The organism is Streptomyces pluripotens, from assembly GCF_000802245.2.
Classification (GTDB): domain Bacteria; phylum Actinomycetota; class Actinomycetes; order Streptomycetales; family Streptomycetaceae; genus Streptomyces; species Streptomyces pluripotens.
On the sequence record NZ_CP021080.1, the window covers coordinates 7,177,421 to 7,201,607 of the forward strand.

General features: G+C 71.1%; 24 protein-coding genes. 16 read left to right on the top strand and 8 right to left on the bottom strand.

Annotation, left to right across the window (positions count from 1 at the left end; translation table 11 throughout):
- Positions 1-2: 2 nt before the first annotated feature.
- Both LK06_RS31705 and LK06_RS31710 read right to left on the bottom strand, forming a co-directional pair.
- Positions 3-308, bottom strand: a complete 306-nt coding sequence (locus tag LK06_RS31705) for a phosphopantetheine-binding protein (RefSeq protein WP_039649942.1) — start codon at positions 306-308, stop codon at positions 3-5.
- Between the two features lie 109 nt (positions 309-417).
- Entirely contained in the window at positions 418-1,350 is a 933-nt protein-coding gene (locus tag LK06_RS31710) for a 3-oxoacyl-[acyl-carrier-protein] synthase III C-terminal domain-containing protein (RefSeq protein WP_043409706.1), read from the bottom strand.
- A 117-nt stretch (positions 1,351-1,467) separates the two neighbouring features.
- Here LK06_RS31710 and LK06_RS31715 point away from each other — a divergent pair, with 117 nt between their 5' ends.
- The 3 genes from LK06_RS31715 (at position 1,468) to LK06_RS31725 (ending at position 4,648) form a co-directional block, all read left to right on the top strand.
- A complete protein-coding gene (locus tag LK06_RS31715) occupies positions 1,468-2,694 on the top strand; it encodes a glycosyltransferase (RefSeq protein WP_052319005.1) in 1,227 nt (408 codons plus the stop codon).
- A gap of 131 nt (positions 2,695-2,825) precedes the next feature.
- Entirely contained in the window at positions 2,826-3,815 is a 990-nt protein-coding gene (locus tag LK06_RS31720) for a daunorubicin resistance protein DrrA family ABC transporter ATP-binding protein (protein WP_039649825.1), read from the top strand.
- Positions 3,816-3,883: 68 nt separating this feature from the next.
- A complete protein-coding gene (locus LK06_RS31725; protein ID WP_039649827.1) occupies positions 3,884-4,648 on the top strand; it encodes an ABC transporter permease in 765 nt (254 codons plus the stop codon).
- 33 nt (positions 4,649-4,681) lie between these two features.
- Here the strand turns inward: LK06_RS31725 and LK06_RS31730 are convergent, their stop codons facing one another.
- The 4 genes from LK06_RS31730 to LK06_RS31745 are packed head-to-tail and all read right to left on the bottom strand — an operon-like array spanning position 4,682 to position 8,950.
- Entirely contained in the window at positions 4,682-6,025 is a 1,344-nt protein-coding gene (locus tag LK06_RS31730; RefSeq protein WP_039649829.1) for an aminotransferase-like domain-containing protein, read from the bottom strand.
- Positions 6,022-6,984: an alpha/beta hydrolase gene (locus tag LK06_RS31735; RefSeq protein WP_199806269.1), complete on the bottom strand. Its 963-nt coding sequence runs from the start codon at positions 6,982-6,984 to the stop codon at positions 6,022-6,024. Before LK06_RS31735 ends, LK06_RS31730 begins: the two co-directional genes overlap by 4 nt.
- Complete coding sequence (locus tag LK06_RS31740) at positions 6,981-7,796, bottom strand: class I SAM-dependent methyltransferase (protein ID WP_052269771.1); 816 nt, start codon at positions 7,794-7,796, stop codon at positions 6,981-6,983. Before LK06_RS31740 ends, LK06_RS31735 begins: the two co-directional genes overlap by 4 nt.
- On the bottom strand, positions 7,793-8,950 hold the full coding sequence (locus tag LK06_RS31745; protein WP_063837856.1) for an alpha-hydroxy acid oxidase: 1,158 nt from the start codon (positions 8,948-8,950) through the stop codon (positions 7,793-7,795). The genes LK06_RS31740 and LK06_RS31745 overlap by 4 nt, the downstream gene beginning before the upstream one ends.
- A gap of 249 nt (positions 8,951-9,199) precedes the next feature.
- Between LK06_RS31745 and LK06_RS31750 the strand changes: the two genes are divergently transcribed.
- The 11 genes from LK06_RS31750 to LK06_RS31800 all read left to right on the top strand — a co-directional run bounded on the left by LK06_RS31750 (position 9,200) and on the right by LK06_RS31800 (position 19,610).
- A complete protein-coding gene (locus LK06_RS31750; RefSeq protein ID WP_234367559.1) occupies positions 9,200-10,588 on the top strand; it encodes a class I adenylate-forming enzyme family protein in 1,389 nt (462 codons plus the stop codon).
- Positions 10,589-10,682: 94 nt separating this feature from the next.
- Positions 10,683-10,955, top strand: coding sequence for a phosphopantetheine-binding protein (locus tag LK06_RS31755; protein ID WP_039649834.1), 273 nt, complete (start codon positions 10,683-10,685; stop codon positions 10,953-10,955).
- Entirely contained in the window at positions 10,952-11,188 is a 237-nt protein-coding gene (locus tag LK06_RS31760; RefSeq protein WP_039649836.1) for a hypothetical protein, read from the top strand. The genes LK06_RS31755 and LK06_RS31760 overlap by 4 nt, the downstream gene beginning before the upstream one ends.
- Positions 11,185-12,273, top strand: coding sequence for a beta-ketoacyl synthase N-terminal-like domain-containing protein (locus LK06_RS31765; RefSeq protein WP_039649839.1), 1,089 nt, complete (start codon positions 11,185-11,187; stop codon positions 12,271-12,273). Before LK06_RS31760 ends, LK06_RS31765 begins: the two co-directional genes overlap by 4 nt.
- Before the next feature lie 44 nt (positions 12,274-12,317).
- A complete protein-coding gene (locus tag LK06_RS31770; protein WP_159025081.1) occupies positions 12,318-12,815 on the top strand; it encodes a hypothetical protein in 498 nt (165 codons plus the stop codon).
- The gene (locus LK06_RS31775; RefSeq protein ID WP_039649841.1) at positions 12,812-14,437 is read left to right on the top strand and encodes a class I adenylate-forming enzyme family protein; all 1,626 of its coding nucleotides are present in this window, start codon (positions 12,812-12,814) and stop codon (positions 14,435-14,437) included. The genes LK06_RS31770 and LK06_RS31775 overlap by 4 nt, the downstream gene beginning before the upstream one ends.
- Entirely contained in the window at positions 14,434-15,711 is a 1,278-nt protein-coding gene (locus LK06_RS31780) for a beta-ketoacyl-[acyl-carrier-protein] synthase family protein (protein ID WP_043434721.1), read from the top strand. Before LK06_RS31775 ends, LK06_RS31780 begins: the two co-directional genes overlap by 4 nt.
- Positions 15,708-16,706, top strand: a complete 999-nt coding sequence (gene hppD / locus LK06_RS31785) for a 4-hydroxyphenylpyruvate dioxygenase (protein WP_039649844.1) — start codon at positions 15,708-15,710, stop codon at positions 16,704-16,706. The genes LK06_RS31780 and hppD overlap by 4 nt, the downstream gene beginning before the upstream one ends.
- Before the next feature lie 41 nt (positions 16,707-16,747).
- The gene (locus tag LK06_RS31790; RefSeq protein ID WP_052269774.1) at positions 16,748-17,671 is read left to right on the top strand and encodes a phytanoyl-CoA dioxygenase family protein; all 924 of its coding nucleotides are present in this window, start codon (positions 16,748-16,750) and stop codon (positions 17,669-17,671) included.
- Entirely contained in the window at positions 17,668-18,651 is a 984-nt protein-coding gene (locus LK06_RS31795; RefSeq protein WP_043434743.1) for a thiamine pyrophosphate-dependent dehydrogenase E1 component subunit alpha, read from the top strand. Before LK06_RS31790 ends, LK06_RS31795 begins: the two co-directional genes overlap by 4 nt.
- Complete coding sequence (locus LK06_RS31800) at positions 18,648-19,610, top strand: alpha-ketoacid dehydrogenase subunit beta (protein ID WP_039649846.1); 963 nt, start codon at positions 18,648-18,650, stop codon at positions 19,608-19,610. The genes LK06_RS31795 and LK06_RS31800 overlap by 4 nt, the downstream gene beginning before the upstream one ends.
- A 289-nt stretch (positions 19,611-19,899) precedes the next feature.
- Here the strand turns inward: LK06_RS31800 and LK06_RS31805 are convergent, their stop codons facing one another.
- The gene (locus LK06_RS31805; protein ID WP_043434724.1) at positions 19,900-20,886 is read right to left on the bottom strand and encodes a L,D-transpeptidase; all 987 of its coding nucleotides are present in this window, start codon (positions 20,884-20,886) and stop codon (positions 19,900-19,902) included.
- Between the two features lie 620 nt (positions 20,887-21,506).
- Here LK06_RS31805 and LK06_RS31810 point away from each other — a divergent pair.
- Complete coding sequence (locus tag LK06_RS31810; RefSeq protein WP_174673965.1) at positions 21,507-22,442, top strand: phage baseplate protein; 936 nt, start codon at positions 21,507-21,509, stop codon at positions 22,440-22,442.
- Positions 22,443-22,622: 180 nt separating this feature from the next.
- On the top strand, positions 22,623-23,045 hold the full coding sequence (locus tag LK06_RS31815; protein ID WP_234367560.1) for a hypothetical protein: 423 nt from the start codon (positions 22,623-22,625) through the stop codon (positions 23,043-23,045).
- Between the two features lie 220 nt (positions 23,046-23,265).
- Here LK06_RS31815 and LK06_RS31820 read toward each other — a convergent pair whose 3' ends face one another.
- Positions 23,266-23,889 carry a DUF4097 family beta strand repeat-containing protein gene (locus LK06_RS31820; RefSeq protein ID WP_234367561.1) on the bottom strand — a complete coding sequence of 208 codons (624 nt, stop codon included), beginning with the start codon at positions 23,887-23,889 and terminating at the stop codon, positions 23,266-23,268.
- Positions 23,890-24,187 lie beyond the last annotated feature (298 nt).

Here is a 24,187-nt window from a genome sequence, read left to right on the forward strand (position 1 = left end):
CGTCACCCCTCGTCGATGATGTGCGCGGCGAGGAATCGGGCCAGGGCACCCACCGAGGCCAAGTCGTCCGGCCCGATGTCCTCGACGTCGATCTGGACGTCCAACTCGTCCTCGAGTTCCAGGATGAGTTCGAGGGTCAGTCCGGAGGTGAGCCCGAGTCCCTCCAACAGCGGTGTGGCGGAGGTGACGGGCTCGGTGGGTTCGCCCTTGAGGATGCGCGGCAGCAAGCGCACGATGCCGTCCTCCACCTGCCGGTCGGGGCCGGAGGCCGAGGTGTCGGGTGCTTCGGGGGCTGAGGTCTCGGTCATGCTGATCATCCCGTCTGGGGGCGGGTCCGTCGCCGGCGCACACGCCGACGGCGGACGGGAGCTGATGCGTACGAGGGGACGACGGCGTCCCGGTGGGTTTGTGGGCGGGTCAGTGCTCCAGCACCATCGCGGCGAACGTCGCGCCGAGGCCGGAGGCCGCGACCAGGTAGCGGTCACCCGGACTCAGCAGACCGCGCCGGGTGGCCGTGTGGTGGTTGAGCAGGAAGTCGGCCGCGAAGCTGTGGCCCACGGAGGCCACGTTCTCCAGCAGCACCCGGTCCATCGGATACCCGACGGCCTTGCAGATCCGGCGCCAGGAGATCCGGTTGACGTTGTGCGGGAGCAACAGGGTCACGGAGTCCCAGGTCTCTCCGGCCTGGGCCAGTGCCTCCTCCAGCACCCCGATCATGGCCGAGGGGTAGGCCCGCTGGTAGCGGTCGAGGAGGTCCCGGTCCTCCGCCAACCTTCCGTCGAACTCGCCGCGGAGATCGACGACATAGGAGAGTACCCGGTCGCGTTCCCCATCGGCACCGACCAGACAGGCCGCCGCCGTCTCACCGAAAACCGCGGTCTCCGGGACCAGTTGGGCATCCCGGGTGAAGGTCTTCTCACCCGCGACGATCAGGGCGAGGGCCTCCGGGTCCGGTTCGGCGGCCAGGAGCCGCCCCGCCACGTCCACGGCCAGCAGGGAGCCGGCACAGGCGTGATGGGTGACCGTGAACGCACGGGCGTGCTCCAGCCCCAGACGGCCGAGCAGCTCATGCGGTGGATTGGTCGGGTACGGCACCCCGACCGGCATGCTGCGGGCGTACAGCACGTAGCGGACCAGGTGTTCCCGGCCGTGCAGTGACGTCAGCTCGCGTGCCGCCTTGGTCAGGAGGTCGGTGAGATCGCCATCCGGTTCGAAGCGGACCTGATCGAGGCCGTGGAACCGGCGTAGGAGCGTACGCTGTCGCGGCGTCAGCCCCAGTCGTTCACCCACCTTCTCCACTGGTTCGACCACGGGAGGCAGGTAGGCGGCGACTCCCTTCAGTGCGGTCACCCGGGTCAGTATTCCCACTGCTCGGGGATCACACAAGATCTTCACCGTCTCTTCCTGATCGCTGCGCTGTGATGAACTCGCGTTCGACGCAGACCCGTTCACTGCTCTGGAGGCTACGTGTCCTCTTCCTCCCGTCCGCTGCGCATCCTGCTGGTGACGCCCCCGTTGACCGGCCATCTCCATCCTGCGCTGGCGCTCGCCGATGAGCTGCGCGGTCGCGGCCACACCGTTGCCTGGGCCGGGCCGGAGCCAGTGCTGCGCCCCGTCCTGGGGCCTGGCGCGGAGATCCGGCCCACCGGGTCGAGGCTGTTCCGGGAGCAGGCGGTGGGCGGGACAGCCGCGATCCGCACGCTGTGGCGGGACTTCGTCGTGCCGTACGCCCGCTTCACCCTGCCCGCACTGCGCCGGGCGGTGGGGGAGTGGCGGCCAGACGTGGTGCTGGTCGACCAGCACAGCCCGGGCGGGGCGCTGGCCGCGCATCTTCACCAGGTGCCCTGGGCGGGCTTCGCTCCTTCGTCGATGGAGCTGGGGCGACCGCCGGGGGAGCAACCGGAGCTGGCCCGGTGGCAGGAGGAACTGCTGCGCGGGCTGTGGCGACGCGCCGGACTACCCGAGGACGACTACGTGGACCCGAGGTATGCGCCGGGACTGATCCTCGCCTGCACCTCGCCGGCACTGCTGGGCGCGGCGGTACCGGGGATGCCCGCCCCCGGTGCGGACATGGAGCCGCTGCCGCCCCAGTGCGTCGCGGTGGGACCGCTGCTGACGGTGCGCCGGGAGAACGACGCCGGGTTCCCCTGGGAACGGCTGCGATCCGGTCGCCGCCGGGTACTGGTCACGCTCGGCACGCTGTCGGCGTCGGTGGCGGAGGACTTCCTGATGCGCACCAGCGCGGCACTGACCGCACTGGCCGACCGCGTCCAGGCGATCGTGGCGGCACCGCCACCGGTGCTGGACCGCATGCCGGAGGATGTGCTGGGCCTGCCGCGGGTGCCAGTGCTGGAACTGCTGCGGCGCGGCGAGGTGGATGCGGTGCTCTGCCACGGCGGCATGAACACGGTGTGCGAGGCGCTGGCTCACGGCGTTCCGCTAGTGCTGGCCCCCATCCGCCATGACCAGCCGATCACCGCGGATCGCGTCGCCTCGCTGGGCGCCGGCGTGCGGCTGGATTTCGCAGCGGCCGGCCCCGAGCGGATCGGCGCGGCGCTGCGGGCCGTTCTGGACGAGCCGGGTCCGGCTCGTGCCGCGCGACTGATGGCCAGTCACCTCGCCGGTCTGGGCGGAGCCTCCCGCGCCGCGGACCTGCTGGAGCGCTGGGCGCACTGCGCCCACGTGCCCGGCTGACGAACGCTGCCGCATTTTGGTCCAGACCATTGCCCCGGCGTGTTGCGGTCCCCTAGGGTGACGCTGGCCGAGCGGGCCGGCGGAGTCCCGCCACACCACCCCCAACCCCCTTTCACCACCGGGAGACTGGGTTGATCCTGACCACGGGGCTGCGCAAGTCCTTCACCTTCCGCCGAGGACGCGGCAAGCCGGTCCATGCCGTTCGCGGAATCGACCTGGCCGTGCAGCCGCGCGAGATCTTCGGTGTTCTCGGCCCCAACGGCGCCGGCAAGACGACGACGTTGCGGATGCTCGCCACTCTGATCCGCCCGGACGGCGGTCGCGCCGAGATCGCCGGAGTCGACCTGCTCACCGATCCCGGTGAAGTGCGTCGGCGCATCGGGTACGTGGCCCAGGGTGGCGGCACCACGGACGGGGTCAGTGCTCGCGAGGAACTCGTGATGCAGGCCCGCATGTACGGGATCGCCAAGACCGAGGCCGCCGACCGGGCCCAGGCCGCCGTTGACGCCTTCGGCCTGGCCGAGTTCGGCGACCGCCACTGTAAGACCTATTCCGGCGGACAGCGGCGGCGGGTCGATCTGGCGCTGGGCGTCATCCACCGGCCCAGGCTGCTGTTCCTCGACGAGCCCACTGTGGGCCTGGACCCGCAGAGCAGGTCTCAGGTCTGGGCCGAGGTGCGGCGCCTGCGCGACGAGGGGATGACGGTGCTGCTGTGCACCCACTACCTGGACGAGGCCGACGGGCTGTGCGACCGCGTCGGGATCGTCGACCACGGCCGCGTCGTCGCCGAGGGGACCCCCGAACAGTTGAAGAAGGAGATCTCCGGTGACGCGGTCGGCCTGACGCTGCACCCTGCGGAACTCGGCGGTGCCGAGGCCGTGCTGCGTGAACTGTCCTGGGTCAACCGCCTGGAGCGGGTTCCCGGAGCCGAGGACACTTCGGGGGAGGCCCGGGACGCGGGGGAGCTGCGCGTGTATGTCCCGGACGCGGCAGCTGCCCTGCCGCAGCTCCTGCGGGTGCTCCAGGACGCCGGTGTCGATCCGGTTCTCGTCCAACTGCGCCGGCCGAGTCTGGACGATGTCTTCCTGGCCCGCACCGGCCGTTCGCTCGACCTCGGCTGAGCGACGCCTGTGCCCCTCCCGCCGCTGCCGTTTCCGTCTCTTCCGTCACCGCACTCCGTGAGGCCACTGTGAAGTTGTCGCGGGACACCTGGCTCATCTTCCAGCGCCAGGTGCTGATCATGTGCAGGACGCCCGTCTGGATCCTGGTCGGCATCCTGCAACCCGTCTGCTACCTGCTGCTGTTCGCTCCGCTGCTCAGGGCCGCCCTGGTCACCGAGGGGGCACAGAGCCAGGCGGACGCCTACCGAGTCTACGTCCCCGGCCTGCTCACCGCACTGGCCCTGATGGGCGGCTTGTTCACCGGCTTCTCGCTGCTCGGGGAGTTGCGGGCCGGCATCATCGAAAGGTCCCGGGTGACGCCCGTCAGCCGTGCGGCACTGCTGCTGGGGCGCGCACTGCGCGAGGTGGTCGCTCTGCTGGTGCAGGCGCTGTTGGTCACGCTGCTCGCCTTGCCCTTCGGGCTGTCGGTGTCGCCGGCCCATCTGGTGCTGGCCTTCCTGCTGCTGGGACTGATCGTGCTGATGGCCTCCAGCGTCTCCTACGGGCTGGCCCTGCTGATCGGTGACGACGCCGCCCTGGGGCCGGTAGTGAACACCCTGGCGCAGCCGCTGGCCCTGCTGTCCGGCACGTTGTTGCCGATTGCCCTGGGGCCCCGGTGGCTGCGGACCGCGGCCGAGTGGAATCCGCTCTACTGGGCCGTCGAGGGTATGCGTGCGTTGTTCCGAGGCGACGCAGGTGCGCCCGCCGTGTTCAACGGCCTGCTATTGACCTCTGGGCTGGCCGCGCTGGCGGTGGCCTGGTCCGCGCGGCTGTTCGCCGTGCGGATCCGCTGAGCGAGGCCGGCACCTGTTTGCCCTGCCCGCTTGTCACCGGCCGGGAGCGGGGCCCCGGCCGGTGCGCACGGTGACGAAGGCAGCGAGCCGACCGACACCCTGCCGGATCCGGTCCGGCGTCAGATAGCTGCAGGACAGCCGAGCCAGGCGTGCACCGCCTCCTGCCGGGTAGAAGGCGGCCATCGGGGTCCACAGGACTCCGAAGTCCCGTGCGCACTCCTCCATCGCCTCGGGGTCCGCCTCGAAAGGCAGCGTCAGGACCAGGAAGAACCCGCCGGACGGTGCGTTCCAGGAGACACCGTGGATGGCCTGCCGGTCAGCGGGGAAGACCCGCTCCAACTCGCCCAGTAGCACACGCAGGTTGCCGGCGTAGAAGCGCCGCACCGGCTCCCCGGCGGCACGTAGCCGGAAGCCGCAGCGCAGCAGCATCCCGCCGATGACGGCCTGGCTCAGGGCCGAAGTGTTCACCGTGGTCATGGATTTGAGCCGAGCCAGTTCGTCGGCGAGCCTTCCGGCCGCACCGCTCCGGCCGGTCACCCGTTGATCGGCGACCACGTAGCCGAGGCGTGCGCCGGGGAAGCAGGTCTTGGCGTACGACCCGATGTGGACCACTCTGCGCCGGGTGTCCAGTGCCTTCAGCGTCGGCCGGGACCGGTCGTCGAGGGAGAAGAAACCATAGGGGTCGTCCTCGATCAGCAGTAGGTCCAGATCCTCGGCCAGGTCCAGCAGCCGTCGCCGCGCGGCCACCGGCAGCGACGCCCCCGACGGGTTGGCGAAGTCCGGGACGAGGTAGCAGGCCCGCGGCCGGCGGCCGGCGGCGCGCTCGGCCCGCACCGTGGCGGCCAGTGCCTCGGGGGCCATCCCGCCCGCTGCTCCTTCGGGCACCGGCACCACCGGGATGTCCAGTAGCCGGGCGGCACCGGTGATCCCGACGTAGCACGGGGAGGAGACGAGCAGCACGTCGTCGGGCCCCGCACACAGCGCGCGCAGTACCAGCAGCATGCCTTCCTGTGCGCCGACGGTGACGACGATGTCCTCGGGGTCGGCGCGGATCGCCTCGTCCGCCAGCAGTTGCCGGGCGATGAGATCGTTGATCAGGCCCTTGGTGCGGCCGTACTGGAACAGTCGAGAGCGGACGGCGTCGCCGTCGAGCCCGCAGTCCTCGCGGAGATGGGCGACGTAGGAGTCGAGCGACGCGCTGATGTCGGCCGTGTCGAAGAGCCCCTCGTAGGGGCGGCCGGGCGCGAAGGACACGGCATCGGGATAGCGCAGGGTGACCTCGTTGAGGAAGGTCATCTGGTCCAGCAGAGGATCGGCTAGGGAGCCATGCAGCTCCGCCAGCGGCAGCCCGGTGGGGGCCGGGGACGGCGTGCTCATCGGCGGGTCTCCACGCCGGCGCTGTCGAAGGCGGACCGCAGCCGCGTGGCCGCGAGTACCTGGGCGTCCCGCGCGTCGTCCAGTGTGCCGGCCATGGTGAAGAAGCCGTGCGCCATGCCCGCGAAGCGCCGCAGTCCGACGGGGACCGCGGCGGCCCGCAGCCGTTCCGCGTACCGTTCTCCTTCGGCGCGCAGCGGGTCGTACTCCGCAGTGATCACCGTGGCAGGTGGCAGCCCGGCGAGATCTGGGGCGAGCAGCGGGGAGGCCAGCGGATCGTGCCCGTCGGCGGGGTCGGCCAGATAGTGCGACCAGTACCAGTCCACCGAGTGCCGGTTGAAGAGCAGGGGATCCTCCTCATCGCCGGCCGCTGACGAAGAGGGGGGCCGGTATGCGGTGTTGGGATAGACCAGGAGCTGGTGCCGCAGTGGTGGTGCGGAGGCGTCCCGCCACAGCAGCGTCAGCGCCGCGGCCAGGTTGCCACCCGCGCTGTCCCCGCCGACCGCGAGGCGACTGGAGTCCAGGCTGTGGGCGGCGCCCCGCTCATGCAGCCAGCGGAGCGCGGCATGGCAGTCCCGCAGCCCAGCGGGAAAGGGGTGTTCGGGAGCCAGCCGATATCCCACCACGGCCACCGCGCAGCCCGCCGCGTTGGCCAGGGCCCGGGAGACGCCGTCCGCGGTGTCCAGGCAGCCCAGTGTCCAGCCCCCGCCGTAGAGGTAGAGGAGCACCGGCAGACCGGTGTCCTCGGTGGGGCGGTACAGGCGGACGACGAGCGGTCCGCCGGGCCCCGCGATCAGGTGCTCTTCCACCCGGGCGACCCGTTCGGCGGCGCCGGCCGAGGCCCGGAGCGCGGCAAGGTCCTCGGCCCGCGCCCGCTCCAGCGGGAGCCGGTACAGCGGGGGAGTGCCGGCGCGGGCACGCTCCCGCCGCAGCTGCTGCCACTGCGGGTGCAACGGGGTCACCAGTCCGCCCCGGCCCCAGGCCCGCTCGGTGCCGCGGCCTCCAGGTAGAGCGTCTCGTCCCGGCGGAAGCTGGTGTCCAGCGCCGCCACGTCCTCCCGCAGTCCTTCCCGATAGCTGCGGCGGCGGATGTCCCAGCCCTCGAAGCCGGCCGAGTCCAGGGCATGGCGCAGCTCGTCCTCGTCGTAGATCCACCGGTGTCCGAAGTGGTAGAAGATCTGGTTCAGCATGAATGCTCTGCGTTCGGGCATCGGGGGGCCCACCCGCAGGGTGCGTAGCCTGCGGCGGTGTCGGGTGAAGAACGCGCCGCGGTCGTCGAGATAGCCGCGGACGTAGCGCTCCAGGTCCGGTGTGGTCAGCCGCAGGATTCCGCCGGGCCGCAGGATTCGACGGACCTCTCGCAGCCAGGAGGTGACGGTGCCCAGCGGGACGTGCTCGACCAGATGCTCCGCGTAGACCCAGTCCACCGAGCACGCGTCGAAGGGGAGTGGGTCGCTGATGTCGAGCTGGGTGAAGTGGTGGGCCCCCTCCACCAGGTACACGGATCCGGGGGTGGTCGCGGTGTCTGGAGTGTGCAGGGGGAGCAGATCGGTGCCCAGGCCCTGTGGGTGCGCGGTACGGAAGGCGGCGAACTCGATGCCGGTGAGGCCGAGTCCGGCGAAGTCGGCGTGGCTGCGCGGTACCTGCTCGCACACCTTCTCCAGGGAGGAGCAGGAGGCCAGGTTCTCGGTGAACCGGCCCATCAGCTCGTCCAGTCCTGCGGGGTCCTCCCAGTCCCAGCCGGGGAAGGTCTGGTCGGTGGATGCGGTGGTCACCGGAGGCCTCCTGAGGTCGTGGATGCGGTGCGGGACGGCTCTCCGTGCGAAGGGGGCCAGGGGTGATCGCGTAGCGGGGGGCGTCGGCTCACCGCGGTGGGACCGAGGCCGGCGAGGCTCGGACAGCCCGACAGAGCCATGGTCTCCAGCAGTTCGGAGCGCAGCAGCCCGAGAACCTGCCCCACCCCCTCTGCCCCGGCATGGGCCAGCCCCCACAGCACCGGTCGGCCGACCAGCACGGCGCGGGCGCCGAGCGCCAGTGCGATCGCGGCATCGGCGCCGGACCGCACGCCGCCGTCGATGAGTACCGGACAGCTCTCCGGTACCGACGCCACGACCTCGGGCAGCGCCTGAAGAGCGGGCACCGCCCGGTCCAGCTGCCGCCCGCCGTGATTGGAGACCACCAGCGCGTCCACGCCGCACTCCACCGCGATCCGGGCGTCCTCGGCGGTCAGCACCCCTTTGAGGACCAGCGGCAGTCGGGTGCGCTCCCGTAGCCAGCTGAGATCGTCCCAGGTGAGCGTCGGGTCGAACTGCTCTCGGGCGTGCGCCTCGATACCGGAAGAGCCGGCCGTCGCACGGTGGGTGCGCTCGGTGAGTCCGGGATCGAGATTGACGGCGGTGACATCGGCAGGCAGGGCGAAGGCGTTGCGGACGTCGCGTCGGCGGCGGGCGACCTGCGGCGCGTCCACCGTGAGCATCAGCGCACCGAAGCCCGCGGCCTCGGCCCGGTCCACGAGCCCGGCGAGCGCGTCCCGGCGGCGCAGCCAGTACACCTGGAGCCAGCGCGGCCCGCCGGCCGAGGCGATGTCCTCCAGAGGACGGCTGGCGAACATCCCGACCACCAGCAGCGCTCCGGCCCGTGCGGTGCCCTCGGCGGTCGCGGTCTCGCCCTGGGGGTGGACCAGTCGGTGGTAGGCCATGGGGGCGACCCCGAAGGGGGAGGCCAGCGGTGTGCCCAGCAGTTCCAGTGCACAGTCCGGGTCGGCCACGTCGACCAGGACCCGTGGCCGCAGGCACAGTTCGCGGTACGCGGCCTCTCCCGCGCGCAGGGTGTGTTCGTCTCCGCTACCGCCCTCGATGAAGTCCCAGACCGGTCCGGGGAGGCGTTGGCGGGCGTGTTCTCGCAGCTCGTCGAGGGTGAGCACAGGCATGGCAGCACCGTTCTCAAGGGGCCATGACGGCCCATCAACTCGTCCTGGAGGCAACGAGCTTAGAGGCTTCAACGGAATTGGTATAGACCTTGACGGGCTCCCGGGGGCTGTGCCACGGTCGGGCACCGAGATCTGCAGGCCCCACACTCGATCTTCACTTGATGTCCCCCGATGGGCGCAGTGCGTCCGCTTGCCGCCTGGTGGTGCGCCACCACCGACATCGCGTGATCTCTGCGGGATGGAGCCGTGTTGCCTCTCAACGAACAGCTGGACTGGGTGGACCGGGTACTGCTCGCCGGTGCTGACGACACCCCTTGCCTCTCCCTCGACGAGCCGCTGACCCGAGGCACCCTGCGCGACCGGGTCGCCCACCGGCGCTGCGAACTCGACGCCGTCGGACTCGTTCCCGGTACCACCGTGGCGCTCCGCATGCCGCCGGGCCTCGACTTGGTCACCACCCTGCTCGCCGTGTGGGGTGGCGGTGGCCAGGCCCTGCTCCTTGACCACCGCCTCACCGACGCCGAGGTGGCCCGGGCCCGCGAACTGCTGCGGCCCCAACTGCTCGTTGCCCCCGGCAGCCATCTGCCGCGGGACCTGCGCGATCCGCCCCGAGACAGCACGGCGCTCGCCGCGGTCCCGCTGGCCGACGGGCGCCCCGCCGCCACCGCGCACTGCGTCGTCCAGCTGAGCTCGGGATCGACCGGATACCCCAAGGCCATCGCCCGCACCGCTGCCGACCTGGAACGCGAACTCGACTGCTACGCCCGGCTCCCCGAGTACCCCGCCGAAGGGCACCGGATCGTCCTGCTGTCCTCGCTCGTCCACGTCCTCGGTCTCGTCGGCGGTCTGCTGCACAGCCTGCACGCCGGCGCCGAACTCGTGGTCCCCGCCCGGATCACACCACTCGCCGTCCTCGACGCCGTTGCCCGCCGGGACGCACCGACCACCGTGCTGGGCGTGCCCTTCCACGCCGAGCTCCTCGCCGGCCGTGCGGACCCGCCCCGGCCACCCGGGCTCCAGCGCATGATCGTGGCCGGGGAACCCACCCGCCCTGGTCTGGCGCAGGCCTTCACCGAGCGCTACGGAGTGCCCCTGGGCACCATGTACGGCATGACCGAGACCGGGGTCATCGCCACCGATCTCACCGGCCGTCACCACCCCTGGCTGGCCCCCGTACACGGCATGCGCCCCACCCTGGCGGAAGGGGAGCTTCACCTCGCCATGCCGGCCTCGCCCTACCTGGGCCGCACCGCACCAGAGCGGTGGTCCGACGGGCTCCTGCACACCCGCGACGCCGCGTCGATCGATCCCGCCACGGGACGCCTGGCCGTCCACGGACGCCGCGACTCCCAGGTGTCGATCGGCGGCCTGAAGGTCGACCTCACGGAGGTCGAACAGACCCTGACCGCCCTGCCCGGCGTGCACGAGGCCGTCGTCCTGTTCACCGAGGGGGCCATCGAGGCCTATGTCGCCGGCCCCGGCAGCGACCCCGACAGGGTGCGGGAACTGCTGGCCGCCCGGCTCGCCGGATACAAACTGCCGCGTCGGCTCACCGCACTGCCGGCGCTGCCCCGCACCACCACCGGGAAGCTGCGACGCAGTCCGGAAACCCTGCGCGCCCACGCCGCCGCCCTCTGACGCGCGCCCCAGACCCGCGGGGGCGTCCGGCCGGGCCAGACACCAGCCGCGGCGCTCCCGCGCTCCACTCGCCTCCCCAGCCACAGGAGCAGCCATGCACGAAAAGATCCGCACCTTCGTCGTCTCCGCCCTGGCGGCGATGAACTACGACGTCTCCGACGTCACCGGAGACACCGACCTGGGTCCCGCGGGCCTGGACCTCGAATCCCTCGCCCTCGCCGACCTGGCGGTACAGGTCGAAGAGGAGTTCGCGATCCGCTTCGAGCTCGACGACATGGAGAGCACCGCCCTGATGACCCTGGACGAGTTCACCTCCGAGGTCGCCGGGCGCATCGCCAGAAACGGCCAGGTCGCGAGCGCCTCATGACCCCGGTGACCCGTGACGAGATCGTCGCGCTCCTGGCCCGCTACGGGGAACGAAGCCCCGAAGAGGTCGGCGAGCACCTGGGTTCGCTCGAACTGACCTGGTTGCTCGCCCAGCTTGAGGAGTCCCGCGGTGCCGAGCTGGACCCGGCGGACCACCGGATCGACGGGATCCGCACGGTGGACGACGCCGCCTGCGTCCTCACCGAGGTCCTGCGGGAGGCCGCGGCACCATGACCAGGGTCCAGATCACCGGGCTGGCGGTCCGCAGCGCGGCCGGAGAGGGCCTCGCCCCCCTGCACCGCCGGACGGTGGCCGGCCGCGCGCTGTTCCGACCCCTCGACCGCTTCCCCCGGTCCGGCCCGCCGGCCGCCGTGCTCGACGGCGACCCCGACCTGGGGACGGCACTGGCGGAGGTGGTCGACCAGGCTCGCGCCGACGCCGGCTACCCCCCGGACGCCCCGCTGTTCCTCGCCCTTCACGCCGACCGCCGCACCGCTACCGTGGTGCGGACCGTCGACCCCGCGGCCCGCGTCTACACCGGCGCCTGTGTGGCCGCCTCCACCGCCCTGATCGACGCCGCCTCGGCCATCGCGGCCGGGCGCCACCGCCAGATCGTCGTCGCCGCCGGATACCTGGTGGAGCCGCGGACCTACGCCCTGTTCGAAGCCGGCCGGGCGCTCGCACGTGACGGCGCGGCCCGACCGTTCAGCCGCGCCCGCAGCGGACTGCTGCTCGGTGACGCGCTGGTGGCGGTGGTCCTGGAGGACGCGCGGTCCGCCACGGCACGCGGCGCCCGTTCCCATGCCCGCCTGGCCGGTTGGGGACGGGCGGGAGACGCCCACCACGTCTGCCGGCCCGATCCCGATGGCGCCGGCCTGGCCCGCGCGGCCCGCACCGCCCTCGGCCGCGCCGCACTTCGCCCCGAACACCTCGACTACGTCAACGCCAACGGCGCCGGCTCCGCGCTCAGCGACCGGTCCGAGGCCGCTGCGCTGCACACGCTCTTCGGCCCGCCCCGCCCCGGTCGCCGCCGCCCCCCCCGCCCACCGATCGGCGCCACCAAATCCGTCCATGGCCACGCCCTGGAGGCATCCGCGCTGCTTGAACTCGCCGTCACCGTCGCCGCACTCCACCCCCCGGACGGCGGCGACGCGTCGGACCGGCTGCCTGCCACCGCAGGCTGGCTCGGCCTCGACGAGGACTGCGGCATCCGGCCCCTGCACCCCGACGACCCGGCTCCCGACCGCCCGCCGCGGTGCGCTCTCACCCTGAACGCTGCATTCGGCGGAGCCAACACCGCGCTGGTGGTCGCCGTATGACGCCGCACCTACCCACGCCCGACGCTCCGCCCGACCGTGCCACCGTGGCCGAGCCGTACCTGCTCGCCCACGGTCGCTGGACCGCGGACGGCGACGGACCACCGCCCGCCGTGGCGGGGTTCACCGGATCCCCCTTCAACCCGTCCATTGCCCTGGCGGCCGAGCGTTGCCTGCGCCAGCACCTGCGTGGGCCCCTCGCCGACGACGGCCCCGTGGTCGCCGTCGTCCTGGTCAGCGTCACCGGCGACCTGGACACCGACCGCGTGGTGGCCGAGGCCCTGGACACCGGCCGCCGCGTGCCGCCGCTGCTGTTCTTCCAGTCCAACCCCAACGCCGTGCTCGGCCACATAGCAGCCCGATGGAAGCTGCGGGGCCCCGTCATCTCCCTGGGCGCCGGGCACGGCGCCCCGAGCGCCACAGCCGCCGCGCTGCTGGACGACGGTGAGGCCGAACTCGTCCTGCTGTTGACCGCCGAACCCGGCGTGTCCACGGCCTCCCTCTACACCCATGCCCATCCTGAGAACGGAACGGCCTTCAGTTGACTTCCCCCTTCCGCGGCCTGCGCGCCGCACTCGCCGCCGACCCGGCCGTCGGGGCTGGAAACGTGCTGACCACTCGTGTCGAACGGGATCTCCACCCCGATGCCCCCGCGCTCACCTTCGACACCCCCGTCGACGGCCTGCCGGCCTGGCAGCCGCTGTCCGTGCGGCGGCTCGACCACGCCGTCCGTATCCGTGCCTCTGCCCTGCACGAGCTCGGGATCCGCCGCCGCGACCCCGTCGCGGTTCAGGCGTCAAACGCCTCGGACAACATCCTCGGCTTCCTCGCGCTGACCCGGCTCGGCGCCATTCCCGCCCTGGTCAACCCCTTGCTGGACGGCCCGCTCACGGCCCGCTACCTCGCCGAGCGCCTGGGACCCGGCGTCCGGCTGCTGGCGGACGCCGAACACCTCAACGCCCTCACCGGTCACCGGCACACCCCACTTGCCGACATCCGCTCGCTCGTCGCCGGCGACCCCGACACGGCGCCCACGCCCTACCGCCACTGGGGTGGTGATCCGATCGCCATCACCCACTCCTCGGGCACCACCGGGCTGCCCAAGGCCGTGGTCCATTCCCACGACAGCCTCTACGCCGCCATCCGCCACCGGCTCAGACTGCCCCGCCCCCAGGGTTCGCACCGGATGCTCAGCGCGCTGCCCTCCCCGCACGCCGCCACCCTGATCGCGGTCAACCTCGCCCTCAGCTTCGGCTCGGAACTCCTCCCGCTCTCCCGGCAGACCGGCCCCGACGTGTTGGACTCCATCGAGCGCTGGCGCCCCGCCAGTGTCTACGGTTTCGCGACCACCTGGACCGACCTCGCACGCCACGACCTCAGCGCCCGTGACCTGGACTCCGTCGCCCTGTGGTGGAACACCGGAGACTGCGCCCACGAAACCCACATCCGGCGCCTGGTGAACGCCGGTACCCGGGAGCAGGCCACACGCGACGGCCGCGTCCGGATCCCCGGATCGGTCTTCGTCGACGGGCTGGGCTCCACCGAGATGGGCCACTCCCACTTCTTCATCAGCCACTCCGCGGACTCCTCCCGCTACGGCCGCTGCGTGGGCCGCCCGCACGCCTTCGTCGACTGTGCCGTCCTCGGGCCCGACGGCGACGAACTGCCCCCCGGCGAGGTGGGCGAACTCGGCACCCGGTCCCCGACGCTCGCCCTGGGCTACTGGAACGACTCCGAGACGACGTACCGCACCCGGGTGCGGGGCTACTTCCTGACCGGCGACCTGATGTACCGGGACGAGGAGGGCTACTACTACCACGTGGACCGGGCGGTCGACTCCGTCGACCTGCCCGGCGGCCAGCGCCTGCACACCGCGCTCTGCGAGGAACACGTCCTGGCCGCCTGCCCCGAGGTGCTGGACTGCACGGTCGTTGCCGTGCGCAGCGGGGATCGGACCACCACCGATGTGCTGCTCCAGCTCGCCCCGGGCGCCGCTCCATCGGATGACCGCGCACCCGCGATCCGCGACGCACTCGGCCCCGACGTCGCGGCCACCCTCCGCGACATCCTGGTCGTGGCCGACGAGGAACTCCCGCTCGGCCCCACCGGGAAGGTCCGCAAAATGCTGCTGCGCGAACGGCACCTCGCCCGGACGGCCGCCGCATGACCACCGTGCACCACACCGCCGCGGTCACCGGGATCGGACTGTTCACCCCGCTCGGCCGCACACCGACCGAGGTCCACGCCGCCCTGCTGGCCGGGTGCGGTGGCATCACCGCACCGCCCGAGGGACACCCGGTCCACGGCTGGCTCGACCACGCTGGAATCGCCCCGCCCCTTGACGCCACCGAGGTACTCCCGCCCCGGGAGACGCGCTGCGTGGACCGCTTCGTCCTGCTTGCCCTGGCCGCAGCCGCGGACGCCCTCGCCGACGCCGGCCTCACCGTCGGACGCGACGTCCACGCCGAACGGTGCGCCGTGGTACTGGGCACTGGAGGCGGCGGACTGGAGACCTTCGAGGAGTACGCCCACCGCAGAGAGGCCCGCGGGCGCCCCGCGGTCAGCCCGTACCTGCTGCCCGGCATGCTGTTCAACATGGCTGCGGCCCGCGTGGCCATCGCACACGGCATCCGGGGCTACAGCGGCGCACCGGTGACGGCCTGCGCCGCCGGAGCGCAGGCCGTCACGGAGGGACTCCGGCTGATCGCCGCCGGACAGGCCGATGTCGTGGTGTGCGGCGGCAGCGAGACCCCGCTGCACCCCACCATCGCCTCCGCGTTCACCAACTCCCGCGCCCTCGCCTCCCGCTGGGACGACCCCGGGATGGCATCCCGTCCCTTCGACGCCCGCCGCAACGGATTCGTGCTCGGGGAGGGTAGCGGCGTACTGGTCCTGGAGCGCCCGGACCACGCCCGGGCCCGCGGCGCCACCGGCTACGCCGAGCTCATCGGCTGGGGTGCCTCCACCGACGCCCACCACCCCACCATGCCCCGACCGGACGGCGAGGGCGCCGCGGCCGCCATGCGCGCCGCACTCCGCTCCGCCCGCCTCACCCCCGCGGACATCACCCATGTCAACGCGCACGGCACCGGCACCCGACTCGGGGACACTGCCGAGGCGACCGCGCTGCGCGAGGTGTTCCCCGGCAACGGCCCGAGCGTCACCTCCACCAAGGGCGCCACCGGCCATCTGCTCGGTGCCTCCGGAGCGGTCGAGGCAGCGTTCTGCGCTCTCGCCGTCGCCGGGCACGCCGTGCCGGCGACCCGCAACCTCGACGTCCCCGATCCCGCCTGCCGACTCGACCACGTCACCACCGCCCGCACCGGCCCACAGACCGCGGTCCTCTCCAACTCCTTCGCCTTCGGCGGACACAACATCAGCCTCGTGTTCGCGCCGCCGGGCATCCCGGGCCGTGACATCTCCCCTGGAGTGACCCCATGACCGTCAACGGCATCGCCTACCTCGAATTCCACTGCGAGGACGCCCGCAAGTACGCCGCACAACTCCGCGACGGCTACGGATTCACCGTCGCAGCCGCCCCCGGCCGGCACCCCGAGGACCTGACCCGGGTCATCGCCCGCCAGGGCGACATCACCCTGGTGCTGACCTCCGCAGCGGCTCCGGACCACCCCGTCAACACCTTCGTGGCCCGCCACGGGGACGGCGTGGCGGTGCTCGCCCTGCGGTGCGACGACGCAGAGGACGCGACCGAGCAGGCCCGGGCCGCCGTTGCACGTGGTGCCACCGCCACCGGGGACACCGGCATCGAGGGCTTCGGCGACCTCACGCTGCGTTTCGTCGGCGCGGACGACCCGCTGCTCAGCGGCCCGGAACCGGCCCCCGGCGGGCCACTGCGAGAGATCGACCACCTGGCCGTCTGCCTGCCGGCGGGCACCCTGCACCCGGCCGTCCGCCACAGCGTCGGCGTCCTGGGATTCCGGATCATCTTCCGCGAATACCTGGAGGTCGGCGACCAGGCCATGGACTCCACGGTGGTGCAGAGCCCGTGCGGCGGCATCACCCTCACCCTCATCGAACCGGATCCCACCCGGGAGCCGGGTCAGATCGACCGGTTTCTGGAGGCCCACGGCGGCGCCGGCGTCCAGCACCTCGCCTACCGCACTGACGACATCGCCGGCGCCGTCCGCGCCCTCACCGCGCGGGACGTCGCCTTCCTGACGACCCCGGGCGCCTACTACGACTCCCTCGCCGACCGGCTGGGCGCCACCGGAATCCCGGTCGGGACGCTGCGCGAGCTCGATCTGCTGGTCGATCAGGACCACGGCGGCCAACTGTTCCAGATCTTCACCCGGTCCACCCACCCCAGGAACACCTTCTTCCAGGAGCTCATCGAACGCCGCGGGGCCGACACCTTCGGCTCGGCGAACATCAAGGCGCTGTACGAGGCAGTCGAGCGCGAGCGCGGCGACCTGTGACACCCGCCCCCGTCGTCCCGCCTCCGCGCGAAGGAGCATCCATGCACACCACCGCACCTGATTCCGCACCGTTCGCGCTGACTGCCGGGGAGAGCGTCCGGCTCCCCAGCGAGCCGGACGTCCTCCGCTACGCCGACCAGGGATGGTTCCTCTCACAGCGGATCTTCACCGACGCCGAACTCGACGCGCTGCAAGAGGCGAGCGGACGCCACTACGCCGGTCACCGCGACCGGGAGTTGCCAACCCGCCCGCCCCATCTGGCGGCCTGGCAGCCCTCCGACGGGCCGGTGCAGCGGCACAACGACTACATCCACTACGAGAGCAACGCCATCGGCGCCCTCCTGCGCAAGCCCCTGCTCGGCGCCGTCGCGGCCCGGCTGGCCCGTGTTCGGGAGATCCGGGTGTTCCAGGCGACCCTCATCTACAAGCCCCCGGTGGCGGACGAGCCGAGCAACGTGGTGCCCTGGCACTTCGACAAGCACTACTGGCAGACCTGCACCTCGGATCGCATGCTCACCGCCTTCGTCCCGTTCCACGACTGCACCGTGGAGATGGGCACCATCACCATGGTCGACGGTAGCCACCGGTGGCAGGAGGCTCCCGGCGGCGACGACTCCACCCGCCACTTCGCCGCCCGTGACCCGGGCGAGTTGGAGCGACTGCTGGAGGCGAACGCCGAGTTCAACGGCGCCCGTGTGCACCGGACCACCGTGGAGATTCCCCGTGGCCACGTCAGTTTCCACCACTGTCGCACCTACCACGGCAGCGGACCCAACCGGTCCGACCGTCCCCGACGCGCCGTCTCCCTCCATCTGCAGGACGGTGACAACCGCTACCGCCGCTTCACGCGCCCGGACGGCGAGCCCGTCGTCTACAACCACGACGCCGTGGTTCGCCGCACCCCCGAGGGACAGCCCGACTACGCCGACCCGGATTTCTGCCCCGTGCTGTGGCGGGACGCATGACCGGCACCGTTCCACCACTCGCCACCCCGGCGGCCCGCTACCGCATGATGCGACTGATCCGGGAGTTCGACACGCTGGCACTGGAATGGGAGCGGAGCGGCACCATCCCCGGTGGCGTCCACCCCTGTATCGGCCAGGAGGCGGTGGCCGTCGGTACCTGTGCCGCGCTACGCCCGAACGACCGGATCACCAGCACTCACCGCGGCCACGGCCACGTCCTGGCGAAGGGCGCCGACCCGGCCCGCCTGCTCGCCGAACTCGCCGGCCGGGCAACCGGACTCAACCGGGGGCGCGGCGGATCCATGCATGCCGCCGACCTCTCGCTGGGCATCCTGGGAGCCAACGGCATGGTGGGCGCCGGAGCCGCCATCGCCGCCGGGGCGGCCTGGGCGGCCCGCCGCCGGGGGCAGGACACCGTGGTTATCTCCTTCTTCGGCGACGGCGCCCTCAACCAGGGCGTCCTGCTGGAGTCCCTCAACCTGGCCGCACTCCACCGCGCTCCGGTCGTGTTCGTCTGCGAGAACAACGGCTACGCCACCACCCTCGCCGCCGCCGAGGGCATCGCCGGCAGCGCCACCGGCCGGGCGGCGGCTTTCGGGATCCCGGCCGTCACCGTCGACGGCATGGACGTCGACGCGGTGCGGACCGCCGTGGCCGAGGCGGTGGCCCGCGCCCGGGCCGGTGCGGGCCCCGGCTTCGTGGAGTGCCTGACCTACCGGTTCGAAGGACATCACACCATGGAGCGCCGGTTGCGGCTGTGCTACCGGACCTCCGAAGAGGTGGACTCCTGGCGAGCCCGCGACCCACTGGACCGGGCCCGCCCCGGGCCGGAGGAGGCCGACTCCATCGACGTCGAGGTGGCCGGCATCCTCCGGCGGGCGGCCGACTGGGCGCTGGAGCAAGAACGTCCGGACCCGGCGACCGCAGGCGCGTACACGTACGCAGGCGGCCCCGCCCCCCGCCCCGGAGTGCCCGCATGACGTGGCTCTCCTACACCAAGGCACTGAACCGGGCACTGGCGGACGCGATGACCGAGGACGACTCCGTCTGCGTCCTGGGCGAGGACGTGAGGGCGGGCATGGCCGGACCGACCCTCGGGCTGCACCGGCGTTTCGGAGGCGAACGGGTACTCGACATGCCCTTGTCGGAACAGGCGTTCACCTCCTTCGCGATCGGTGCGGCCCTATCCGGCATGCGCCCCGTCGTCGAGTTCCAGATCCCCTCCCTGCTCTTCCTCGTGTTCGAACAAATCGTCAACCAAGCCCACAAATTCCGGCTGATGACCGGCGGCCAGGCCAGCATCCCGGTCACCTTCCTGGTTCCCGGATCGGGATCCCGCACCGGCTGGGCGGGCCAGCACTCCGACCACCCCTACAGCCTGTTCGCGCACGCCGGTGTGAAGACGGCCGTACCGGCCACCCCGACCGACGCCTACGGGCTGCTGCGGTCGGCGATCGCGGAGGACGATCCGGTCGTGCTGTTCGCCCCCGCCGGCGCCATGGCCGCCCGGGACGACGTCGTCGGCACCCCGCCACCGGTTCCACTGGGCAGCGGCCGCATCCACCGCACGGGCACCGACGTCACGGTGGTGGCCGTGGGCCACTTGGTCGCCCACGCGCTGAGCGTCGCCGACGAGCTCGACGGCGAACTGTCCGCGGAAGTGCTCGATCCTCGCACCGTGCACCCCGTCGACTGGGAACTGCTGCGCGCCTCGCTGCGCCGCACCGGCCGGCTCGTCGTCTATGACGACGCCAACCGCGCTTGCGGCTTCGCCGCCGAAGTGCTGGCGGCTGCGGGCGAGGAGGCCGTGCTGCTGGCGCCGCCGCGGCGGGTCACCCGACCGGACGGCGCAGTCCTGCCCTTCGCACCCGAACTCGACGCCGCCCTCCAGCCTCAGCCCGGCCAATTACGCGACGCGCTGCGCGCCGTCATGAGGTGACCGAAAGGCGTCTGCGCCCCATCCGACGCCGCAAACCACAAGGAGCACCCTGCTGTGACCACCGTCACCGGCCGCTACCACGGGGCGAGCCGCCCCGTCGCGCACGTGACACGCCGCTCGCCGCTGGGATGGGGCAGGCGGAGGGCGCGCTGCGGAACGGGACGCGACGTGGCCACTGGAGGGTGCAGCGCTCCAGGCAATCCGTGTGTGATCACCCCGAAGGGCGAGGACGGCGGTGTCCCCGCGGCCAGCGTGATCGAGCGCTGACCGGCGCCGGCACCGCAGTGCTTCAGAGTGTGCCGGTCGTCTCCTGCCCGGACGCGCTGCCCGCGAGCCACTGCTCCCATCCCAGATTGAAGTCGGCGTAGCCGTTGGCGGCCGAGGCCTTGGCACGGGACGAGCCGGTGATGGTGACGGGGTCCCCCTGCTTGACCTGGCCGTAGAACCACTTGGCGTCCGGCTTGGACAGGTGCACGCAGCCGTGCGATCCGCGGGCGCTGCCGCTGCCCGGAGTGGGGTCGCCGTTCGAGTAGTGCACGTACGTGCCGGATTGGGTCAGGTGGACGTCCCAGGGCAGGGTCAAGTCGTAGTAGTTGGGGCTGCCCTTGTCGCAGCTGATGTGGACGCTGCAGGAGGTCATGTGGACCTTCTCCTGCTTGTCGATGACGGCCATCGTGCCGTTCCACGTCGGATACTGCGCGCTGCCCGCATTGATCGGCAGGGTGCGCACCAGTCTGCCGTTTCGGGTGACCTTCATGGTGTGACCGGTCACCGAGACCTGCGCGCGTACGTCGTCGCCGATCTTGAAGGTGTGCGTGTAGTTGTGCACGCCGTAGCGTCCGTTGCCGTTGCGGACGCCTGTCAAGTCGGCGTCGATCCTCACCGTCGTGCCGGAGGGCCAGTACGCCTTCGGCCGCCAGTCGGCGCGTCTGTCCGTGAGCCAGTGCCAGGCGCCGACCACCGGCTGCGATGCGCTCACCTTCATATGCTTCTCCACCGTGGCCCGTGCCTTTGCCGCCACCGGGTTGGTGAAGACCACCGAGACCGGCATGGCCACCCCGACCGTGGTTCCCGTCTGCGGGGTGATCGTCTCCAACAGCATCGGCGGGCCCGCGGGCTTCGTCGGTGAGGGAGAGGCGCTCGCACTCGGCTTGCCCGACGCCTTGGAGTCGTCCCCGCTCGCCTTGTCAGTTCCGCCCCCGCCGCAGCCGCTCGCACCCACCAGCACCACAGCCGTGACGAGTGCGATTCCTATGCCGCCCCTGCGCCGTTCCACGAACTGCCCCGCTCCCTCGACCTTCGGCCCTAACGGCCCTCACCTCCCGTCAGACAGCGACGGAGTGGGCCGCGGTTGCGTGGGCCGCGCAAAACGTGTCTCAAACTTCGGATGCGTACCGCCGGATCGGGGTTGTTGAGCGGCGCGACATCGTCGCCTCGCACTTCCACAGCGCGCCAGACCCGGTGTAAACGGGGCGGCGATGGGGGCCACCTGGGTGGCTGGTCTGTCGGTCGGTGGCCACATCGACGAGGTCATGAACGGCACGCCCGGCGCCACTCAGTCCACCGTCGATGAACTGCGCGCTCTCGGCGCCCGCTTGTCAATCGGCGGGGCTGTGCGGTCGTACGGGCTGCCTTGCCCGCGCCGGCCTGGTTGGAAGGCTGGGGAGGCCGACCGGAGGGCTACTGCCGCCGCATCGTGATCGACGCGGTGCGGTACGTGGTGGATGACGGGACCAAGCGGGCGAACAGGGTCGAGGACCGCACAGCCCTTGTGCGAGCAGGGCGGGTGAACTGACGGGGGCTCGGGCGAGGTTAGGATCCCCCCATAGATCGGTGTATTCAGCATTCATCTCATTGGGGGGGCTCTTGTCGCAGGAACATGTGAATCGCCGGAGCATGCTGCGTGGGTGCGGTGGGATCGGGCTCGCCGCGTTCGGCCTGGGCTGCGGAGCGGGAACGGCGTCCGCGGCGGTGTCCGCCTCACCGCGCTTCGATCTGACCAAGCCCTCGTACGACCTGTTCCGGCACAAGCGGCTGCACGACGTCACCGTGCAACAGGGCTTCGCCTTCGACGGCATCAACAAGCGCCTGTTCGTGGCGCAGCGGCGGAACGGCACCGACACCAAGGCCGGCGACCTGTGCATCACCCAGTTGGACTTCGCCGGCAACTACGTCTCGTACATGCACCTCAGTGGCTTCGGCCACGGCGTGGCGTTCGGTGTGGAGCCGCGTGGTACCGAGAGCTGGCTGTGGACCGAGGTCGATGCGAACGCGAACGGATACGGCACCCGGCTCGCCCGCTTTAAGTTCGTGAAGGGTGGTTCGCTGTCCCATGCGTCGTCAGCCATCGCCAAGTACAGCCCCGTGCCGGGAGCCGTCGAGTACACCTGCTCCATCGACCCGGTCCACGAGAACTTGGTCCTCCGTCACCACAAGTACGGCGCGAAGCACATTGCGGTCTACGCCATGGCGGACGCGAAGGCAGGAGACTTCAGCCGCCCCAAGGCCTACTTCAAGCAGCCGTCGATTCCGGGCACCATGCAGGGTTACACGGCCTATGGCCAATACCTTTACTGCCTGACGGGCAATGCGTACTCCGCGAGCAATCCCGCGCCGGGCAACGCTCACCTGGTCAGCGTGAACCTGAACGCGGGCGTGATCGCGCAGGGGCCGGTCCTGACCAAGGCGGGCGGCACGCTCGAATTCCGTGAGCCCGAGGGTCTGGCGGTCTACCGCACGGATGCCGGGCAGTCCCGCCTCTTCCTCGGATTCGCCTCGGGCGCCGCAGGTAACCGGCGCTCGAACCTCTTCTACAAGAACGTCCTGCTCTGATGGCGGATCAGATCACAGTGGGTCGGTTCGCGGACGCCGGTTGCTCATCGGGAAGTAGCAAACTATGATCTCCGGTGCATTCGAACGCGTGTCCGGTTGAGATCGGACACAGCAGCTAGTCATGCGGGGGGACCCATGCACAAGCGCCTCACCGCGGCCTGCCCTGACCAAGGAGAGCCGATGAAGCACACAATGAAGTTGACCGCCAAGGCGATGACGGCCGTTGCGGCCGCATCCGGACTCGTCATCGGCATGAGCGGCCAGGCCGCCGCCTCCACCAGCGTGGTGATGACAGCGTATTACGGCGGCTACGTGGCCGGCACCGGCTACTTCAACGCCGATCCGTCCGGCTCCATCCCCGGCGACGCGATCCGGGCCTGCGACACCAGGGCGGACGGCGTGGGCATCGAGGTCCGTATGGACATCCAGCCGAGCGGCGCCTGGCACACGGACCGTATCGCCAGCACCCGGGGCCACAAGTCGAGCTACTGCTCCCCCTGGAAGAGCGGCAACATCACCGAGGAGACCACGGTGGCCCTCAAGATCTGCGCGGTCAAGGGGACCTGGGAAGACTGCTCCCCGGTGGTCTACGGCAAGGCGTGAGTCAACGGCGGCACCGCTCGCCGTGACAACGTCGGCGTGGCCCCGGACCTAGTCCGGGGCCACGCCGGCCGTCGTTCAACGTCTCTGTTGCGGCCCCTGCCGAACCGCCCTGGGGTTGGTGACTCGCGGGTGGCGGTCCACGGAGTAGAACGTCCGTCAGCGGTTGACTCGCGGGTACCTGCTTGAAACCGCCGGGCGACTTGATCCGGTCACGGATCGACTAGGTTGCCGACTTCACGGTCAAGTCACCGTTCCTTGTCGACAGGTCCAGGCGGTACTTGCCTGACGGGTCATTCTTGAACGCCACGTTCTTGTCGCCGTTGGAGTCGTTCACCGAGATCCGGTACCCGGCAGGTGGTGTGGTGACCGTGAGGTCGCCGTTGGTCGTAAGAGCTCTGATGTCCTGTGGGATGGCCGACTGGATCGTCACCTCGCCGTTGGACGTCTGCGCGTCGATGCCGCCGCCCTTGACGTCCCTGACGTTGACGACGCCGTTGGACGTGCGCAGTTTTGCAGGGCCTGTGGCGTTCGTCACCGCGATCTGACCGTTGCTTGTGTGCACATCGACCGTGCCCACATTGGTCAGTGTGAGCCCCCCGTTGGTCGTGCGTCCCGACACCGGAAGACCAGCAGGCACTTTGACGACGTAGTCGACGCCACAGTTCTTGCCGCAGCCGGACAGCACCAGGACACCGTCCCTGACGCGGAAGGACGGGGCACTCGGCTTGTCACCGTGGTAGTTGACCCTGCGGTGTACGGAGATTGTGGAGGCGTCGGCCGAAGTATCTACCTTCACGCCGCCGTTCCTCATGTCGAGACGGATCGAGGCAACTCTCTCAGACACCTTGGTATTGTCCTCGAAGGTCTTCTGGCCGAGGGCCGAGCACGCGGACAGCCCGCAGACTGTGAGAGCGGCAAGAGCCGTTGCTGTGAGAATACGCGTCTGCGGTCGTTGCATGAAAGTTCCCCCGTATGAGACGAGTTGAAGCGGCGATCAGTCACCGCGATCCTATGCAGCCGCTCTCCCGTGTTCACTGAGGGAAACCCCCCAATGCCGGGACTGGGTCGTCCTTGACGGCTGTTGCGGAGGGAGCTTGCGCCCGGACCCTCCCGCGTCCGGCTCCGATGGCGGCACCGCGGCC